The 14,754-nt window shown below is 65.5% G+C and carries 16 protein-coding genes; 8 read left to right on the forward strand and 8 right to left on the reverse strand.

All coding sequences use genetic code 11. The features are described from left to right. The 6 genes from DQ230_RS11835 to argE all read left to right on the forward strand — a co-directional run. On the forward strand, window positions 1–1,023 hold a 1,023-nt coding region (locus DQ230_RS11835), incomplete at its 5' end, for a hypothetical protein (RefSeq protein ID WP_203228058.1). After that, entirely contained in the window at window positions 1,023–1,811 is a 789-nt protein-coding gene (locus tag DQ230_RS11840; protein ID WP_113912839.1) for an SH3 domain-containing protein, read from the forward strand. The genes DQ230_RS11835 and DQ230_RS11840, both read left to right, overlap by 1 nt. Window positions 1,812–1,959: 148 nt before the next feature. After that, window positions 1,960–3,237 (forward strand): flavin-containing monooxygenase, encoded by a 1,278-nt coding sequence (locus DQ230_RS11845; protein ID WP_113912840.1) that lies wholly within the window; start codon window positions 1,960–1,962, stop codon window positions 3,235–3,237. 16 nt (window positions 3,238–3,253) lie between these two features. Beyond that, window positions 3,254–3,682, forward strand: coding sequence for a RidA family protein (locus DQ230_RS11850; RefSeq protein WP_113912841.1), 429 nt, complete (start codon window positions 3,254–3,256; stop codon window positions 3,680–3,682). Continuing rightward, entirely contained in the window at window positions 3,679–4,353 is a 675-nt protein-coding gene (locus DQ230_RS11855; RefSeq protein ID WP_113912842.1) for a DUF1028 domain-containing protein, read from the forward strand. The genes DQ230_RS11850 and DQ230_RS11855 overlap by 4 nt, the downstream gene beginning before the upstream one ends. A 62-nt stretch (window positions 4,354–4,415) precedes the next feature. Continuing rightward, complete coding sequence (gene argE / locus DQ230_RS11860) at window positions 4,416–5,606, forward strand: acetylornithine deacetylase (RefSeq protein WP_113912843.1); 1,191 nt, start codon at window positions 4,416–4,418, stop codon at window positions 5,604–5,606. Here argE and DQ230_RS11865 read toward each other — a convergent pair. Then, on the reverse strand, window positions 5,592–6,533 hold the full coding sequence (locus tag DQ230_RS11865; RefSeq protein WP_113912844.1) for a LysR family transcriptional regulator: 942 nt from the start codon (window positions 6,531–6,533) through the stop codon (window positions 5,592–5,594). The two genes, argE and DQ230_RS11865, sit on opposite strands and share 15 nt — an antisense overlap. A 157-nt stretch (window positions 6,534–6,690) precedes the next feature. Between DQ230_RS11865 and DQ230_RS11870 the strand changes: the two genes are divergently transcribed. Continuing rightward, the gene (locus DQ230_RS11870; RefSeq protein ID WP_113912845.1) at window positions 6,691–7,836 is read left to right on the forward strand and encodes a PLP-dependent cysteine synthase family protein; all 1,146 of its coding nucleotides are present in this window, start codon (window positions 6,691–6,693) and stop codon (window positions 7,834–7,836) included. Between the two features lie 7 nt (window positions 7,837–7,843). Here DQ230_RS11870 and DQ230_RS11875 read toward each other — a convergent pair whose 3' ends face one another. The 7 genes from DQ230_RS11875 to DQ230_RS11905 are packed head-to-tail and all read right to left on the reverse strand — an operon-like array spanning window position 7,844 to window position 13,730. Beyond that, a complete protein-coding gene (locus DQ230_RS11875; protein ID WP_113912846.1) occupies window positions 7,844–8,605 on the reverse strand; it encodes an ABC transporter permease in 762 nt (253 codons plus the stop codon). Further along, on the reverse strand, window positions 8,602–9,294 hold the full coding sequence (locus tag DQ230_RS11880; protein WP_203228059.1) for an ABC transporter permease: 693 nt from the start codon (window positions 9,292–9,294) through the stop codon (window positions 8,602–8,604). Before DQ230_RS11880 ends, DQ230_RS11875 begins: the two co-directional genes overlap by 4 nt. A gap of 60 nt (window positions 9,295–9,354) precedes the next feature. Next, window positions 9,355–10,146: an ABC transporter substrate-binding protein gene (locus DQ230_RS11885; RefSeq protein ID WP_113912847.1), complete on the reverse strand. Its 792-nt coding sequence runs from the start codon at window positions 10,144–10,146 to the stop codon at window positions 9,355–9,357. Window positions 10,147–10,174: 28 nt separating this feature from the next. Continuing rightward, window positions 10,175–10,945, reverse strand: a complete 771-nt coding sequence (locus tag DQ230_RS11890; protein WP_113912848.1) for an ABC transporter ATP-binding protein — start codon at window positions 10,943–10,945, stop codon at window positions 10,175–10,177. Further along, window positions 10,942–12,333 carry an FAD/NAD(P)-dependent oxidoreductase gene (locus DQ230_RS11895; RefSeq protein ID WP_113912849.1) on the reverse strand — a complete coding sequence of 464 codons (1,392 nt, stop codon included), beginning with the start codon at window positions 12,331–12,333 and terminating at the stop codon, window positions 10,942–10,944. The genes DQ230_RS11890 and DQ230_RS11895 overlap by 4 nt, the downstream gene beginning before the upstream one ends. Continuing rightward, entirely contained in the window at window positions 12,326–12,640 is a 315-nt protein-coding gene (locus tag DQ230_RS11900; protein WP_113912850.1) for a (2Fe-2S)-binding protein, read from the reverse strand. The genes DQ230_RS11895 and DQ230_RS11900 overlap by 8 nt, the downstream gene beginning before the upstream one ends. After that, complete coding sequence (locus tag DQ230_RS11905) at window positions 12,606–13,730, reverse strand: NAD(P)/FAD-dependent oxidoreductase (RefSeq protein WP_113912851.1); 1,125 nt, start codon at window positions 13,728–13,730, stop codon at window positions 12,606–12,608. Before DQ230_RS11905 ends, DQ230_RS11900 begins: the two co-directional genes overlap by 35 nt. Before the next feature lie 50 nt (window positions 13,731–13,780). Here DQ230_RS11905 and DQ230_RS11910 point away from each other — a divergent pair, with 50 nt between their 5' ends. Then, the gene (locus DQ230_RS11910) at window positions 13,781–14,731 is read left to right on the forward strand and encodes a LysR substrate-binding domain-containing protein (RefSeq protein WP_113912852.1); all 951 of its coding nucleotides are present in this window, start codon (window positions 13,781–13,783) and stop codon (window positions 14,729–14,731) included. The last annotated feature ends 23 nt before the right edge of the window (window positions 14,732–14,754 follow it).

A 14,754-nucleotide genomic window follows, 5' to 3' on the forward strand; every position in this document is an offset into this window, starting at 1 on the left:
CTCAGCTGGTCGGGCAACGTCCACGCCCGTGATTATGTCACCATCGTCCCGATGGGCGCAGACGAGGGCACGCATGGCGATTATATCCGTGTCGGGGACAAGACCGAGGGCCGCCTGACCGCCCCCGCCGAGGTCGGCCTTTACGAGCTGCGCTATGTGCTGAACGAGGGCAAGCGCACGCTGGCGACCGCGCAGGTCGAGGTGGTCGCAGCCGAGGTCGGCATTTCCGGCCCCGCCACCGTGACCACCGGCGCAGCGTTTGAGCTCAGCTGGTCGGGCAACGTCCATGCCCGTGATTATGTCACCATCGTCCCGATGGGCGCAGACGAGGGCACGCATGGCGATTATATCCGCGTCGGCGACAAGACCGAGGGCCGCCTGACCGCCCCCGCCGAGGTCGGCCTTTACGAGCTGCGCTATGTGCTGAACGAGGGCAAGCGCACGCTGGCCAGCGCCCCCGTTGAGGTGGTTGAGGCGCAAATCACCGTCACCGGCCCGTCCGTGATCCGCGCAGGGGAGCCTGTGCAAATCAGCTGGTCTGACGTCGTCAATCCGAACGATTACATCACCATCGTTCCCGCAGGCGCGCCCGAGGGCAGCCATGACGGCTATATCCGCACGCATACGACGACCGAAGGTAAACTGACCGCTCCAGCCGAACAGGGCCTGTTCGAGATCCGCTATGTTCTGAACGTGGGCGGCAAAACGCTTGCCACGGCGGGTCTGGAGGTGGTCGCACCTGATGCGCCGCTTGACGATGGTGCCGGTCTGTCCGTTCCCGAGACCGCCAGCCCCGGCGCAACCATCACCGTCACATGGACCGGCGGAACCGACAGCACGGATCAGCGGATTTCCGTCGCCCGCAAGGATCAGCCGGATTTTGGCTGGGTCAGCGCCCAGAAGGTGGGGGACGGCAAAACCATGGATCTGGTCATGCCGGATGCGCCCGGCCTCTACGAAATCCGCTTTCTCGACATCGCCGGGCGCAGCCTGCTCGGGCGGTCAGTGATCGAGGTGAAGTGATGCGGGGACATGCGTTCATTGCCGCCGCTTTTGCACTGGTGCTTGGCGCGTTGCCGGCGCGCGCCGAAATTGACGGCCACGGACCGGACGCATGGCGCGTGACCGGGGTGGCCGCCGATGACGTGCTGAACATCCGGATGGGGCCGGGGACGGACTATCTGGTGATCGGCCAGTTCGCCCCCGATGCGCGCGGGCTGGAGCAGATCACATGCGTTCCGCTGCTGATCCCGGCCATCGCCCACCAGCTGAGCGATGCGCAGCGCGCCAACCTGCCGCCGCGCTGGTGCCTGATGCGCAGCCGCGATTTCAGCAAGGCCGGCTGGGTGGCCCAGCGGTTTTTGATGGAGGACGCGCTGGAGCCGGTCAGCGCACCCGATATCGGCCCCACATCGGACGTCGTTCAGACCATCGGCGATCCGCTGATCGACGATGCCGCCTATCTGGTCAGCGATCTTTACTCCGCGTTCGCGTCGCAGCGCGGCGCAGGGCAGAACCCGTTCGCCGCACCGCTGGCATCCCGGTATTTCTTTGCCGACCTCGTGCCGGCGCTTGCGGGGCGCGGCGCGGACCTGCTCTATGACGCGCAGGATTTTCAGGGCAGCATCCTGCGCATCGTCCCCGACGCCGATCAGCCCATGCTGCGCGGCATGATCACGGTGAACGTCGATTTCACCAATTTCGGAATGCGCCAGCGCGCCATCTACCGGCTGCGCGCAGACACGGCGCAAACCGGCGCACCGGTTCGCATATTCCGGATCGATCACGACGGTTGGAGCTTTCCGGGCTGAGCCATTCCTCGCGCGCCGGCGGTTTAGGCTGGTCCTAAGCAATGATGATGCAATTTGTAATTTCCCACGCATCGCACCGTGCCTATGAAGGCCGAAATGCAATGCCTGCGGGCAGCGCGCAGGCAATCGGATCGAAAGGGGCGCTGGCATGCCGAGGGAAAGAACGGACACGTTGATTGTCGGCGGCGGACAGGCCGGCATCGCGATGAGCGAGCATCTGGGCCGCGCGGGCGTCCCGCATATCGTGATCGAAAAGAACCGCACAGCCGAGGCATGGCGCACCGGACGTTGGGACAATCTGGTTGCCAACGGCCCGGCCTGGCATGACCGCTTTCCGGGTATGGCATTCGATGACTGCCACCCCGATGCCTTTGTGTCAAAGGACCGGATGGCGCAGTATCTGGTGGATTATGCCGCGATGATCGGCGCGCCGATCCGCGAAGGGGTCGAGGTGCTGTCTGCGGCGCGGCTGGACGGTCCCGGCGGGTTTCTGGTCACCACCAGCGATGGCCAGATCGAGGCGCAGCGCATCGTTGCCGCAACCGGCGCGTTTCAGCACCCGGTCATCCCGCCGATCCTGCCCGAAACGGCGCCGGTCCAGCATCTGCATTCCTTCCACTACAAAAGCCCCGATCAGCTGCCCGACGGGGCGGTCATGGTGGTCGGCGCCGGCTCCTCCGGCGCGCAGATCGCGGACGAGCTGAACCGGGCAGGGCGCAAGGTGTTCCTGTCAGTCGGCCCGCATGACCGCCCGCCGCGCCGCTACCGGGGGCGCGACAATGTGTGGTGGCTGGGTGTTCTGGGCCTGTGGGACATGGCCGCGCCGCAGCCGGGCACCGAACATGTGACCATTTCGGTCAGCGGCGCGCGCGGCGGTCAGACGATGGATTTCCGACGTCTGACGGGCGAGGGGGTGATCCTGACCGGACGCACCAGCGGCTACGCGGACGGCATCCTGCAATTTGACGACGACCTGCCGCGCAATATCGCCGCGGGCGATGCCAATTATACCAGCGTGCTGGACATGGCCGATGCCTATGTCGCGCGCACCGGGATCGACCTGCCCGAAGACCCCGCAGCGCGGGCGGTGTATCCCGATCCGGCCTGCCTGACCGACCCTGTCCGCGCGCTCGATCTGGCCGCCGAGGGCGTCAGCGCGATCATCTGGGCAACCGGGTTTCGGCAGGATTTCAGCTGGCTCAAGCTGGATGCGTTCGACGCGCAGGGCGCGCCGATCCATCAGCGCGGATCGTCGGTGGAACCCGATGTCTACTTCCTTGGCCTGCCATGGCAATCGCGACGCGGCTCGTCCTTCCTATGGGGCGTGTGGCACGATGCCAGACATATCGCGGATCAGATCGAAATTCAGCGCGCCTATCAGCGCTACGAGGGCGAGGCTGCCGTCGTGCAACCTGCCGCCGAATAACCCAAGGAACATCACAATGGCCCATACCCGCATTCGCAAGTTCAACACCGGCGATACCTACCCCGAGCAGAGACTGGACAATGACCTGTGCCAGGCGGTCGTCACCCAAGGCGGCAAAACCGTCTGGCTGCGTGGCCAATGCCCGCAGAACCTGGACGATGCCGCCAATATCGACAGCCACGATCCGGCCGAGCAGACCCACAAGGTGATGCAGAACATCAAACAGCTGATCGAGGAGGCCGGCGGCGAAATGGCCCATCTGGTCAAGGTGGTGGTCTACATCACCGATGTGCGCCACCGCGAGGCGGTCTATCGCACCATGGGCGAATATATCAAAGGGGTGCATCCGGTCTCGACCGGGCTGGTGGTGCAGGCGCTGGCGCGGCCCGAATGGCTGGTGGAAATCGACGGCACGGCGGTCATTCCCGAAGGGTATGGCGCATGACCTTTTCGCTTGTTGCGCGCTGCGCCGATACCGGCATGTTCGGCGTCGCCATATCCTCGTCCTCGCCGGCGGTCGCGGCGCGCTGCGCCTTCACGCGCGCGGGCGTCGGCGCGGTCGCGTCGCAGAATGTCACGGATCCGGCGCTGGGGCCGCTTGTGCTGACCCTGATGCAGGGCGGGCTGGGCGCCGGGGACGCGATTGCCAAAATGGTGTCCGAGGCCAGATTTGCCGAATACCGGCAGGTGCTGGCCGTCGATGACGCGGGCGGCACGGCCATTCATTCGGGGCCAAATTCGCTGGGGATCTGGACGCAGGCGCAAGGCGAAAATGTCGCCTCGGGCGGCAACCTTCTGGCCAATGACGGCGTGCCGCAGGCGATTGTGGATGGCTACCTGTCGGCCACCGGTCATATCGGCGACCGCCTGATTGCCGCGATGCGCGCGGGCCTTGCGGCGGGGGGCGAGGCCGGTCCGGTCCATTCCGCCGGGATGCAGATCGCGGACCGGGTGGCATGGCCCGTTGCCGACCTGCGCTGCGACTGGACCCAAGACTGCCCGATCGAGGCGATCGCGACCGCGTGGGACATCTACAAGCCGCAGCTGGAGGCCTATGTCCAGCGGGCGCTGGACCCGCGCGCGGCGCCCTCCTACGGTGTGCCGGGCGACGATTGAAACGCGGCGCGTGGCCGGGATACGCCGACAGATCGCCGCAACATCACGGAGCCGGCCGCAGAATGACCGCCTACACAGCGACCACAGACATCCTTGAACGGCTGATCGCGTTCCCGACAGTCAGCGCCGAGAGCAATCTGGCGCTGGTTGACTACTCAGAGGGGCTGCTGAACGCCGCCGGTTTCACGACGCAGCGCATCCCCGATCCGGTGCAGGCCAAATCCGGTCTGGTCGCGCGCATCGGGCCGGTTGGCGCGGGCGGCGTGTTGCTGTCGGCCCATAGTGATGTGGTGCCGGTCTGCGGGCAGGCATGGGCGCGCCCGCCGTTTCAGATGACGCGCGCCGATGGACGGCTTTACGGGCGCGGCAGCACCGATATGAAGGGGTTTCTGGCCTCCATGCTGTCGCTGGCGCAGCGGGTCGATGCGGCGGCGCTGGCCGCGCCCCTGATGATGGTGATATCCTACGACGAAGAGATCGGCTGCCAGGGCATTCGCAAGATGATGCCGGCGCTGGAGCGTCTGAATTGGGCGCCCGATCTGTGCATCGTCGGAGAGCCGACAATGATGCGGCCCGCCACCGGGCACAAGGGCAAGGCGGCGCTGCGCGCCACGTGCCACGGCGTTGCGGGCCATTCGGCGCTGGCGCCGAGCTATGTCAACGCGCTGCATCTGGCGGCCGATTTCATCACTGCGCTGCGCGATATTCAGGCCGATTATCAGGCGTCAGGCCATCGCGATGCCGCTTATGACGTGCCGTATTCCACCGTGCATGCCGGGACCGTTCAGGGCGGCACGGCGCTGAATATCGTGGCAGATAGCGCTGTCATCACGTTCGAGCTGCGCCACCTGCCCGAGGATACCTTGGAGCAGTTTCAGACCCGGCTGGCCTGCGCGGCGGATCGCATCTGTGCGCCGTACCGCGCCCGCCATTCCGAGGTCCGGATTGAGATTGAAACCACCAACACCTATCCCGGTCTGGAAATCGCGCCCGATCACCCGGCGGTGCAGCGCGCCGCGCGGCTGGCCGGCGCGGATGATCTGACCGCGGATGATCCGGCCAAGGTGGCGTTCGGCACCGAGGCGGGGTTTCTTGCCGCGCTGGACATTCCCACCATTGTTTGCGGCCCCGGCAGCATGGCGGGGCAGGGTCACAAGGCGGATGAGTACCTTGACCTGGCGCAGCTGGGTCTGTGCGATGCCATGATGGACCGCCTGCATGCCGATCTGGCCTGCCCGTCAACCGGGCGGTGACACCCGCCCCAGAAGGTCAGGCGCATGGCGTTCGATCCAGCCATGCGCGTGGCGGGCGAAGGCCTGTTGCAGCTGGGTGGGGCCCGCGCCGCCGCTGGTCAGGATACCCAGCCGCATGGCGCGCAACTGGCCGGCCAGCGGCACAAAGCGGATCGGCTTGCCATCCGGGGCCAGATCGCCGCGCGGGCGCACATTGACGATTGCGTAGCCAAAGCCATTGGCGACCAGCCCGCGCATCACCGCCATATCGCGCGTGCGTTCGGCAATGTTGGGGCGCAGGCCGCTATCGGTGAACAGCGACAGGAAATAATCGGCGCTGTGGGGCAGATCGAGCAGGATCATCGGATGCGGCGCCAGCTGGTCGATTGAAATCGCAGGCAGGTCTGCCAAGGGATGCGCCGCGTGCAGCGCCGCCATGGGCGGCAGCTGAACGATCGGGTCAAACGCCAGATCGCGCGGCAGGTCCAGATCATATGTCAGGGCAAGATCGATCTTGGCCTGCCGCTGAAGGCTGAACAGTCCCGATTGATCCGCCTCGATCTGGGATATGCGCACATCGGCGTGCAGATCCACAAAGCTGCGCCGCAATCCGGGCAGAACGATCTGCGCAAAGGTGTTCAGGCATCCGATGGCCAGCGGCCCGCGCACGCTGCCCGACAGATCGCCGGCCATATCGCGCAGCGCGCCGGCCTGTTGCAGCACCGATCGCGCATGCGCCAGCAGCTGGCGGCCGGCGGCTGTGGGGGTCAGCCCTTGGGCATGGTGGCGGATAAACAGCCGGACGCCCAGCTCCTCCTCCAGCTGCGACACGCCGGCCGATACCGACGGGGGCGACACGTTCACCTGCTGCGACGCACCCGCGATGCTGCCGGTATCGCCAACGGCGACGAAATACTCCAGTTGTCTGAGCGTGTAGCGTAGCGGCATTTCTGGCATCACTCTGGCAAGGGGGCATGGGACGGGGCTGCGCAAGGGCTGCCCCCCCCCCCGTGCTACGTCCCTATCATGCCGGCGGCAAGCGCGCCGTTCCAGCCCGGCGCCTTTTCGGCTGGCCCGGCACGGCAAATGTTATATTACTGGCCGCATGACGCATTTACCTGACCGAAGCGAGACGACCGGGCGCTGTTTTGGCTATGGCGGCCTTGGCCCGCGCGATGATGACGCGCGGCGCTGGGTGCGCGATGCGATTGCGCTGCTGAACCGTGATGCGCATCGCTCGGCCGATACGCACCTGATCCGGCTGTCACTGCCCGCGCTGGCGGGGCTTGAGATCTACCTCAAGGACGAAAGCACCCATCCCACCGGCAGTCTGAAACATCGGCTGGCGCGGTCGCTGATCCTTTACGGGCTGTGCAACGGCCATATCGGCCCGCGCACCACGCTGGTCGAGGCGTCGTCAGGCTCCACCGCCGTATCCGAGGCATATTTCGCGCGCCAGCTTGGGCTGGATTTCGTCGCCGTCATGCCCCGCTCGACCTCCGCCAGCAAGATCGAGGCGGTGGCGCGCTATGGCGGGCGCTCGCATCTGGTGGAGCATCCGGCGCAGGTCTATGACGCCGCCCGCCAGATCGCCGCAGAAACCGGCGGCTATTATCTGGACCAGTTCACCTATGCCGAGCGCGCAACAGACTGGCGCAGCAACAACAACATCGCTGAAAGCATCTATTCCCAGATGGCGCAGGAGCCTTATCCGGTGCCGTGCTGGATCGTGATGAGCGCCGGAACCGGCGGCACATCGGCCACGCTGGGGCGGTTGATCCGCTATCAGGGGCATGACACGCGGCTATGCGTGGTGGACCCCGAAAACTCGGTTTTCTACGACAATTACCTGAGCGACGATTGCGCCCTGACGGGCGAACATGGCTCGGCCATCGAGGGAATCGGCCGCCCGCGGGTGGAGCCATCTTTCCTGCCTTGCGTGATCGATCACATGCTGAAAGTGCCCGATGCGGCCAGCGTCGGCGCGATGATGGCGCTGTCGGACCATCTGTTTCGCCGGGTCGGCGCCTCGACCGGCACGAACTTTTACGGGCTGTGCTGGATCGCGGCGCAGATGCAGGCGCGCGGGGAGACGGGCGCGATCGTGTCGGTGATCTGCGACGATGGCAACCGCTACGGCACCAGCTATTATGACGCGGGCTGGCTGGCAGACCGGGGCATTGCGCCCGAACCCTACCGCGATCAGATCGCCCGCTTCTTGGACAGCGGCGTCTGGCAACCGCTGGGCTGAGGCAGTTTCAGGTGGCGGGGGCGGGCGGCGTATCTGTGTCCGCGCTTTCGGTCCGGCGGACCAGATGGCGCAAGTAACGCCGCTCGAACCAGCGGAACGCCCATGTGATGCACAAAACGATCAGGAAATACAGCGCCGCCGCCGTGATGAACCCCTCATAGGCCAGATAATAGCGCCCGTTCAGCCAGCGCCCGACGCCCAGGATATCCTGTAGCGTGATCGTGCTGGCAATGACCGACCCGTGCAGCATGAAGATAACCTCGTTCGAATAGGCCGGGATGGCGCGCCGAAAGGCCGAGGGCAGGATGATCCGCCGCATGCGGCTGCGATAGGAATGGCCGGTGGCGATGGCGGCCTCGACCTCGCCGGTCGGGGTGTCGGCGATGGCGCCGCGCAGCAGCTCGGTCGTGTAGGCGGCGGTGTTCAGGGTGAACGCGATCAGCGCGCACCACCACGCCGAGGACAGGATCGGATCCCACAACCAGCTGTTGCGGATCACGTCGAACTGTCCCACCCCGTAGTAAATCAGGTAGGTCTGCACCAGCAGCGGCGTGCCGCGAAAAACATAGGTGTAGGTCTGCACCAGAGGGTTGAATATGGGATGCTTTGACGCGCGGGCAATCGCCATGGGAATGGCCAGCAGCCCGCCCAGCAGCAGCGCCAGAAATGTCAGGTTCAGCGTGATCCACACGCCATACATGAAGCGGTCGAAATTCTCCGCGATCAGCGCGATGTCCAACGGGATCCAGGCCAGTATCGTTTCCATCATCGCGCCCTCACCACACCGCGGCTGTAGTGCCGCTCAAGCGCGCGCAGCGCCAGATCCGATATGCCGGTCAGCGCCAGATAGATCACGAATGCCGCCGCCATGAAGGTAAACAGCTGCCCGGTGGACCGGCCCGCCGTGAAGGCGTTATAGACCAGATCCTGTAGCCCGATCACCGACACCAGCGCCGTTGTCTTCAGCTGCACCAGCCAGTTGTTGGTAAATCCGGGCAGCGCATAGCGCACCATTTGCGGCCAGATGATGTGGCGGAAAATCAGCGATCTGGACATGCCGCAGCTGATGCCCGCCTCGATCTGGCCGGGGGGGATGGCCATGATGGCACCGCGAAAAGTTTCGGTGAAATAGGCGCCGAAGATCACGCCGATGGTGCAGGCGCCGGCGGCAAACTGGCTGACCTCGACATAGCCCCAGAGGCCGGTCATCACGCCGATATTGTTCAGCGTCACCTGACCGCCATAGAACACCAGCAGGATCAGCACCAGATCGGGAATGCCGCGCACGATGGTCGTGTAGGCCCCCGCCACACGCCGCGCCAGCCGGCTGGAGGACAGTTTTGCCCACGCGCCCAGGAGGCCGAACAGCAGCGCGATGACCAGCGACGTCAGCGCCAGCTTGATCGTCATCAGCGTTCCGTCGATCAACTGGGATTGGTATTCCAGTATCAGGTCCATTCAGCGCCCCTTTGCAAAACGTCGGGGCGGCGGTGCGCCGCCCCGACTGCGTGGTTCAGATCATTGGCCGGCGGGGCGACCGCCATAGATGTCAAATTCAAAGAATTTGTCGTTGATTTCGGCATAGGTGCCGTCCTCGCGGATGGCCAGGATCGCCGCGCTGAACGCATCGCGCAGCTCTTCGTCGCCCTTGCGCACGGCAATGCCGACGCCTTCGCCATAGCATTCGATATCCAGATGATCGCCGCCGAGGAACGCGTAGTCAGCGCCCGCGTCGGTATCAAGGAAGCCTTCCTTGGCAATCAGGCTGTCGGACAGCTGCGCGTCGATGCGGCCCAGCGCCAGATCGCGGAACACCTCATCTTGCGTGCCGTAAAGCACGATTTCAGCATCCGGAAACGCCTTTTCCGCATAGCACTGGTGCGTCGCGCCGCGCTGCACGCCGATACGCTTGCCGGCCAGACCTTCGGCGGTGCCTTCAAAATCGGCGCTCTTGGGCGCGACAACGCGGGCAGGGGTCTGGTAATACTTTTCGGAAAAATCGATCTGGCGCTTGCGCTCTTCGGTGATCGACATGGAGGCGACGATGGCATCGAATTTCTGTGCCTTGAGCGCGGGAATCATACCGTCCCATTCCTGCTGGACCAGCTCGCATTCGCGCTGCATTTCGGCGCAGAGCGCCTGGGCGATTTCGATGTCAAAGCCGACCAGCGACCCGTCCGATGTGGTGGACGAAAACGGGGGGTAGGCGCCCTCGACCCCGATGCGCAACGTGTCCTGCGCAGTGGCAGGCAGGGTAAATGCGGCCAGTGCGGCAGCGGCGGCTGTTGTCAAAATGGTTCTGCGGATCATTGTTTTTACTTCTCCTGTTGGTGGTTCGTTAATTCATGCGCGATAGAAACGCCTGAAATTCGGGGGTTTGCGGGTTGGCAAACAGCTGCGCGGGCGGGCCTTCTTCGCACACCTCGCCCTTGTGCAGAAAAACGGTCTTGGTGGATATATCGCGGGCAAAGCCCATCTCGTGGGTGACGACCAGCATGGTGCGGCCCTCGTCGGCCAGATCGCGCATGACGCCCAGCACCTCGCCCACCAGTTCGGGGTCCAGCGCGCTGGTCGGCTCGTCGAACAGCATCACGTCGGGGTCCATCGCCAATGCCCGCGCGATGGCAACGCGCTGCTGCTGGCCGCCGGACAGATGCGCCGGGTAGTAATCGGCGCGGTCCGACAGACCCACCTTGGCCAAAAGCGCCTTTGCCTTCTCGCGCGCCTCCGCCTTGGGGGTTTTCTGCACGTAAAGCGGGCCTTCCAGCACGTTTTCCATCACCGTCATGTGCGACCACAGGTTAAAGCCCTGAAACACCATCGCCAGCCGGGCGCGCATCCGCTCGACCTGTCGGATGTCCTCGGGCACCGTATCGCCGTGGCGGTTTTTGGTCATGCGCATCTTTTCCCCGGCCAGATAAATGTCGCCGGAATTGGGCGTCTCCAGCAGGTTGATGCAGCGCAGGAATGTGCTTTTGCCGGATCCCGAGGCGCCCAGAATGGCGATGACCTCGCCCTTTTGCGCCTCCATCGACACGCCCTTGATAACCTTGTGACTGCCAAAGCTTTTGTGCAGATCGTCGATCTTCAGTGCTGCGGGCTCGCTCATGCTGTCTCCTTGCAGTCGTTGGTCAGCGCGGCCAATTCACCCAAGGTGATCGGCTTGATCGGTGTGCGCGCCCGTGGTGGGGCAATCCGGCCCATACAGGCCGATTTGCCGTCGCAAAGGACACCGCGCACCGTCGCATCGCACATGAGACCTTGGCACGCGCCCATGCCAACGCGCAACGATGTTTTGATCTGGCGGTGGCCTTGCGCGCCTTCTTTGACGCTTTGGCGCACGGCGCCGGCGGTGATTTCCTCGCAGCGGCAGATGATTGTCTCGTCCGGGGGGGACAGGGTTTCGGCGCTGGGCGCGTAGGCGGCATCCAGAAACGGGCGGATGGCGCGGGCGCGGAACAGCGTGGCGCGGGGCAGCGCCGCGCGCTGATTTCGGGCGTCGGCGCTGATGCGCCCGGCGCTGCGCAGAATATCAAGCGCGGCCAGTTGCCCGGCGGCGGTGGCGGCATCCGCGCCGCCGATGCCCGCACCGTCGCCAGCCACATAGAGACCGGGCCGGTCTGTGGCGCCCCAGATGTCATGTACGGGCTTAAACGCCACCTGCGCCGCGTTCCACGTGTGCGCGATGCCCGCCGCGCGGCTGATATGGGTGGAGGGGATCACGCCCTGATGCGTCAGCACCAGCGCGCAGGTCAGGCTGTGCTGCGCCCCGCCCGAGCGAAAGGAAAACCGGATCGTGCCGTCTGTCTCGGTATCGGCGGCAAGGTCTGTGGCGGCTGTATAGCGCCGCACGCCGGCCTTGCGTATCCTGGCCATCAGGCCCAGCCCTTTCAGCAACGTGCGCGCCGCAAACAGCGCCTTTGGCAGATGGGGCAGGGCGCGCAGCATCATCCGGGGCGTCTGCGTTTCAACCAGCGCCTTGGGCGGCGCGCCTGCGTCGATCATCTGCGCCGCCACCAGATAAAGCAGCGGGCCAGAGCCTGCCAGCACCGCATCGCGCGGCAGCATCCCGGCGGTTTTCATCAATATCTGCGCGGCGCCTGCTGTCATCACGCCGGGCTGGGTCCAGCCGGGGAAGGGCACGGGCCGCTCCTGCGCGCCGCCCGCCAGCAAGATATGCGGCGCGCGGGCGCTGTGGCTGGCGCCGCCCTCGGACCAGACCACGCGCGGCCCTGCGTCCAGACGCCAGACCGTTGCGCCGAACCGGGCGGTGATGCCGGGATGCTCCAGCGCATCGACCAGCCGCGCGCCTGCGGCATACTCCGCCCCCAGCCATGCGCGCGCATCGCGGGTCTGGCCGGCGTTGCGGTAAATCTGTCCGCCGGGCCGGGCCTGCTCGTCCAGCAGCAGGACACGCAGGCCGCCCTCTGCCGCGACGCGCGCCGCCGACATGCCGGCAGGTCCCGCGCCGATGGTGATCAGATCAAAGTCAGACATCGCTGCCCCCTTTCAGCCGCCGCAGGCCGATCTGGCGGCGCACCACCATGCCGCCGCGCACCGGTGTCATGCAGGCCTGGGTATTCGGGATGCCGTCCACCTCGACCAGACAGTCAAAGCAGACACCCATCATGCAAAACGCCGTGCGGTCATGGCCGCCTGCGGTCTGCCGCGAGAAGCCGCCCGAATGCGCCAACAGCGCCGCAGCCAGCGGGATGCCGGCCGGGGCGGTCAGCGTCTCGCCGTCGTATTGAAATTGGACGGCGCCCGATTCAGGCGACGCTTGAAAGCGCGAAGCGATTTTCATCGAATGCCTCCAGATCAGGGGCCGCAGCCGTTTCGTCTATCCAATCGGCCAGAACAGAGGCATGCAGGGAGGCCAGCGTCACGCCGCTGTGGCATGTGACCAGACAGGCGCCCGGATGCCGGGACGAGCGGGCATAGACCGGATAGCCATCGGGCGACATGACGCGCAGCGCGCCCCATGCCCGCACCACGCGCACATTCGCCAGCGCCGGAAATACCGTGACCGCATGGCGCGCGAGGCCGGCCATCACGTCCAGCGTTTCGCTGTCATCCATACCTGCATCCGCCTTGGTGCCGCCGATCTGAACGCCGCCCTCATCCACCTGCCGAATGGTACTGGACAGGAAAGGCAAGCGGTCTGCCAGTTTCTCGGTGATCAGCAGCTCGCCGCGCTGGGGCCGGATCTGCGTGATGAATCCCAGATCCGCCGCCAATGATGCGGCGCCAAGCCCCGCGCACAGCACCACCCGCTCGGCCCCCATGCTGCGCCCATCCTTCAAGGCCAGATCAAAGCCGCCGCCGTGTGCGGGCGCGATACGGTCCACCTGCGCGCCCATGCTGACGCGCCCGCCAGCCGCCGCGACCGCGCGGCGCAGCGCGCGCAGAACGCGCAGCGGATTCACATGCCCATCACGCTGCGAAAAGCTGGCCCCGACAACGTCGCGCCCGATGCCCGGCATCTGGCTGCGCAGCTCGTCCCCGGTCAGCAGCTCATGGCTGAACCGGGTGCCCAGGTGCCGCTGCTGCTGTGCCAGCATATCGGCGAACTCGTCCATCTCGTCCATGTCGGTGAAAAATTCGTAGCCGCCGGATTGGTCCAGCGCCACGTCAATGCCGGACAGGTCTGACAATTTTCGCGCAAATTCCGGCCATGCGGCCAGCGCGTCGGCGGTCCAGCTGGCGTAGGGCGCAAAGTTCCAGCCCTTGCCCTGACCCCAGACCAACCCGAAATTACCCTGCGAAGCGCGCGCATCACTGTCGGCGCCGTCCAGCACATGCACGCGGCGCCCCGCCAGTAACAGACCCAGCGCCACGGACAGTCCGACAATGCCGCCGCCGATGATGGTGATATCCGCGTCCGTCTGCGCCATTTTGGTCCTCCCTGCCTCCATATCGCAGATCTGTCTTTATATGAATAATCGTGATATTTGTGAAAATCATTCGTTTTGGATATGTATTTACCATGTTGTCGCGCCTGACCCATCGCCAGATCGAAGCCTTCCGCGCCGTGATCGACACCGGCAAGATTACGGCGGCGGCCGGTGTCTTGGGCACCACGCAGCCGTCGATCAGCAAGCTGATTGCCGATCTGGAATATGCCGCCGGGTTCGATCTGTTCGAGCGGCGCGGCAGGCAGGTGGTGCCAACCCCCGAGGCGTTGGCGCTGTACGAGGAGGTTGAGCGATCCTTTGTCGGCATGGCCGAAATCTCGCGCGTGATCAAAGACATCCGGGACTTTCGCAAGGGCAGTCTGATGATCGCGGGCATGCCGGCGCTGGCGCTGAAATTCCTGCCCGATGTCATGGCCGAGTTTATCGCGGCCGAGCCGGGCATCACCGTATCGCTGCGCGCGCGCAGCTCGCCCGCCGTGCTGCGGCATCTCAGCTCGCAGCAGTTCGATCTGGGCTTTGCCGCGCTGGACACCGATCACCCGGCGGTTCTGCGCAGGCCGATCTTTACCGCGCCGATGCTGGCGGTTCTGCCGCCCGGCCATCCGCTGGAGCAGCGCGACGTGCTGGAGCCGGCGGATTTCGACGGCGCGCCATTCATTGCGCTGGGCGCTGAAATCGGCACGCGCAGCGAAACCGATCTGTTCCTGTCAGCAGGCGGCACACGCCCGCGCATCGTGGCCGAGGCGCAGCTGTCCGCCTCGATTTGCGAGCTGGTCGCGGCGGGCGCCGGCCTGTCGATCATCGAGCCTGTGACGGCACTGCATTTTGCCGCTGCCGGCCGGGTCACCGTGCGCCCGCTATCGCCCGAACAGCCGTTTCGCTATGATCTGCTGCTGCCCGCGCTGCGCCGCCCCTCGCGCATTGCCAGCCGGTTTCTGGACCTGGTCGAGGCGCGCTTTGCCAGTTTCGTGCGGCGCTGACACCCCGCCCGGCGCGCGGGCGC

The organism is Roseovarius dicentrarchi (genome assembly GCF_003316635.1).
GTDB lineage: Bacteria > Pseudomonadota > Alphaproteobacteria > Rhodobacterales > Rhodobacteraceae > Roseovarius > Roseovarius dicentrarchi.

Bases quoted from the DNA above. Each gene is read 5' to 3' on its own strand.
- DQ230_RS11840 (WP_113912839.1), top strand. From the start codon at position 1,023: ATGCGGGGACATGCGTTCATTGCCGCCGCTTTTGCACTGGTGCTTGGC.
- DQ230_RS11845 (WP_113912840.1), top strand. From the start codon at position 1,960: ATGCCGAGGGAAAGAACGGACACGTTGATTGTCGGCGGCGGACAGGCC.
- DQ230_RS11850 (WP_113912841.1), top strand. From the start codon at position 3,254: ATGGCCCATACCCGCATTCGCAAGTTCAACACCGGCGATACCTACCCC.
- DQ230_RS11855 (WP_113912842.1), top strand. From the start codon at position 3,679: ATGACCTTTTCGCTTGTTGCGCGCTGCGCCGATACCGGCATGTTCGGC.
- argE (WP_113912843.1), top strand. From the start codon at position 4,416: ATGACCGCCTACACAGCGACCACAGACATCCTTGAACGGCTGATCGCG.
- DQ230_RS11865 (WP_113912844.1), bottom strand. From the start codon at position 6,533: ATGCCGCTACGCTACACGCTCAGACAACTGGAGTATTTCGTCGCCGTT.
- DQ230_RS11870 (WP_113912845.1), top strand. From the start codon at position 6,691: ATGACGCATTTACCTGACCGAAGCGAGACGACCGGGCGCTGTTTTGGC.
- DQ230_RS11875 (WP_113912846.1), bottom strand. From the start codon at position 8,605: ATGATGGAAACGATACTGGCCTGGATCCCGTTGGACATCGCGCTGATC.
- DQ230_RS11880 (WP_203228059.1), bottom strand. From the start codon at position 9,294: ATGGACCTGATACTGGAATACCAATCCCAGTTGATCGACGGAACGCTG.
- DQ230_RS11885 (WP_113912847.1), bottom strand. From the start codon at position 10,146: ATGATCCGCAGAACCATTTTGACAACAGCCGCCGCTGCCGCACTGGCC.
- DQ230_RS11890 (WP_113912848.1), bottom strand. From the start codon at position 10,945: ATGAGCGAGCCCGCAGCACTGAAGATCGACGATCTGCACAAAAGCTTT.
- DQ230_RS11895 (WP_113912849.1), bottom strand. From the start codon at position 12,333: ATGTCTGACTTTGATCTGATCACCATCGGCGCGGGACCTGCCGGCATG.
- DQ230_RS11900 (WP_113912850.1), bottom strand. From the start codon at position 12,640: ATGAAAATCGCTTCGCGCTTTCAAGCGTCGCCTGAATCGGGCGCCGTC.
- DQ230_RS11905 (WP_113912851.1), bottom strand. From the start codon at position 13,730: ATGGCGCAGACGGACGCGGATATCACCATCATCGGCGGCGGCATTGTC.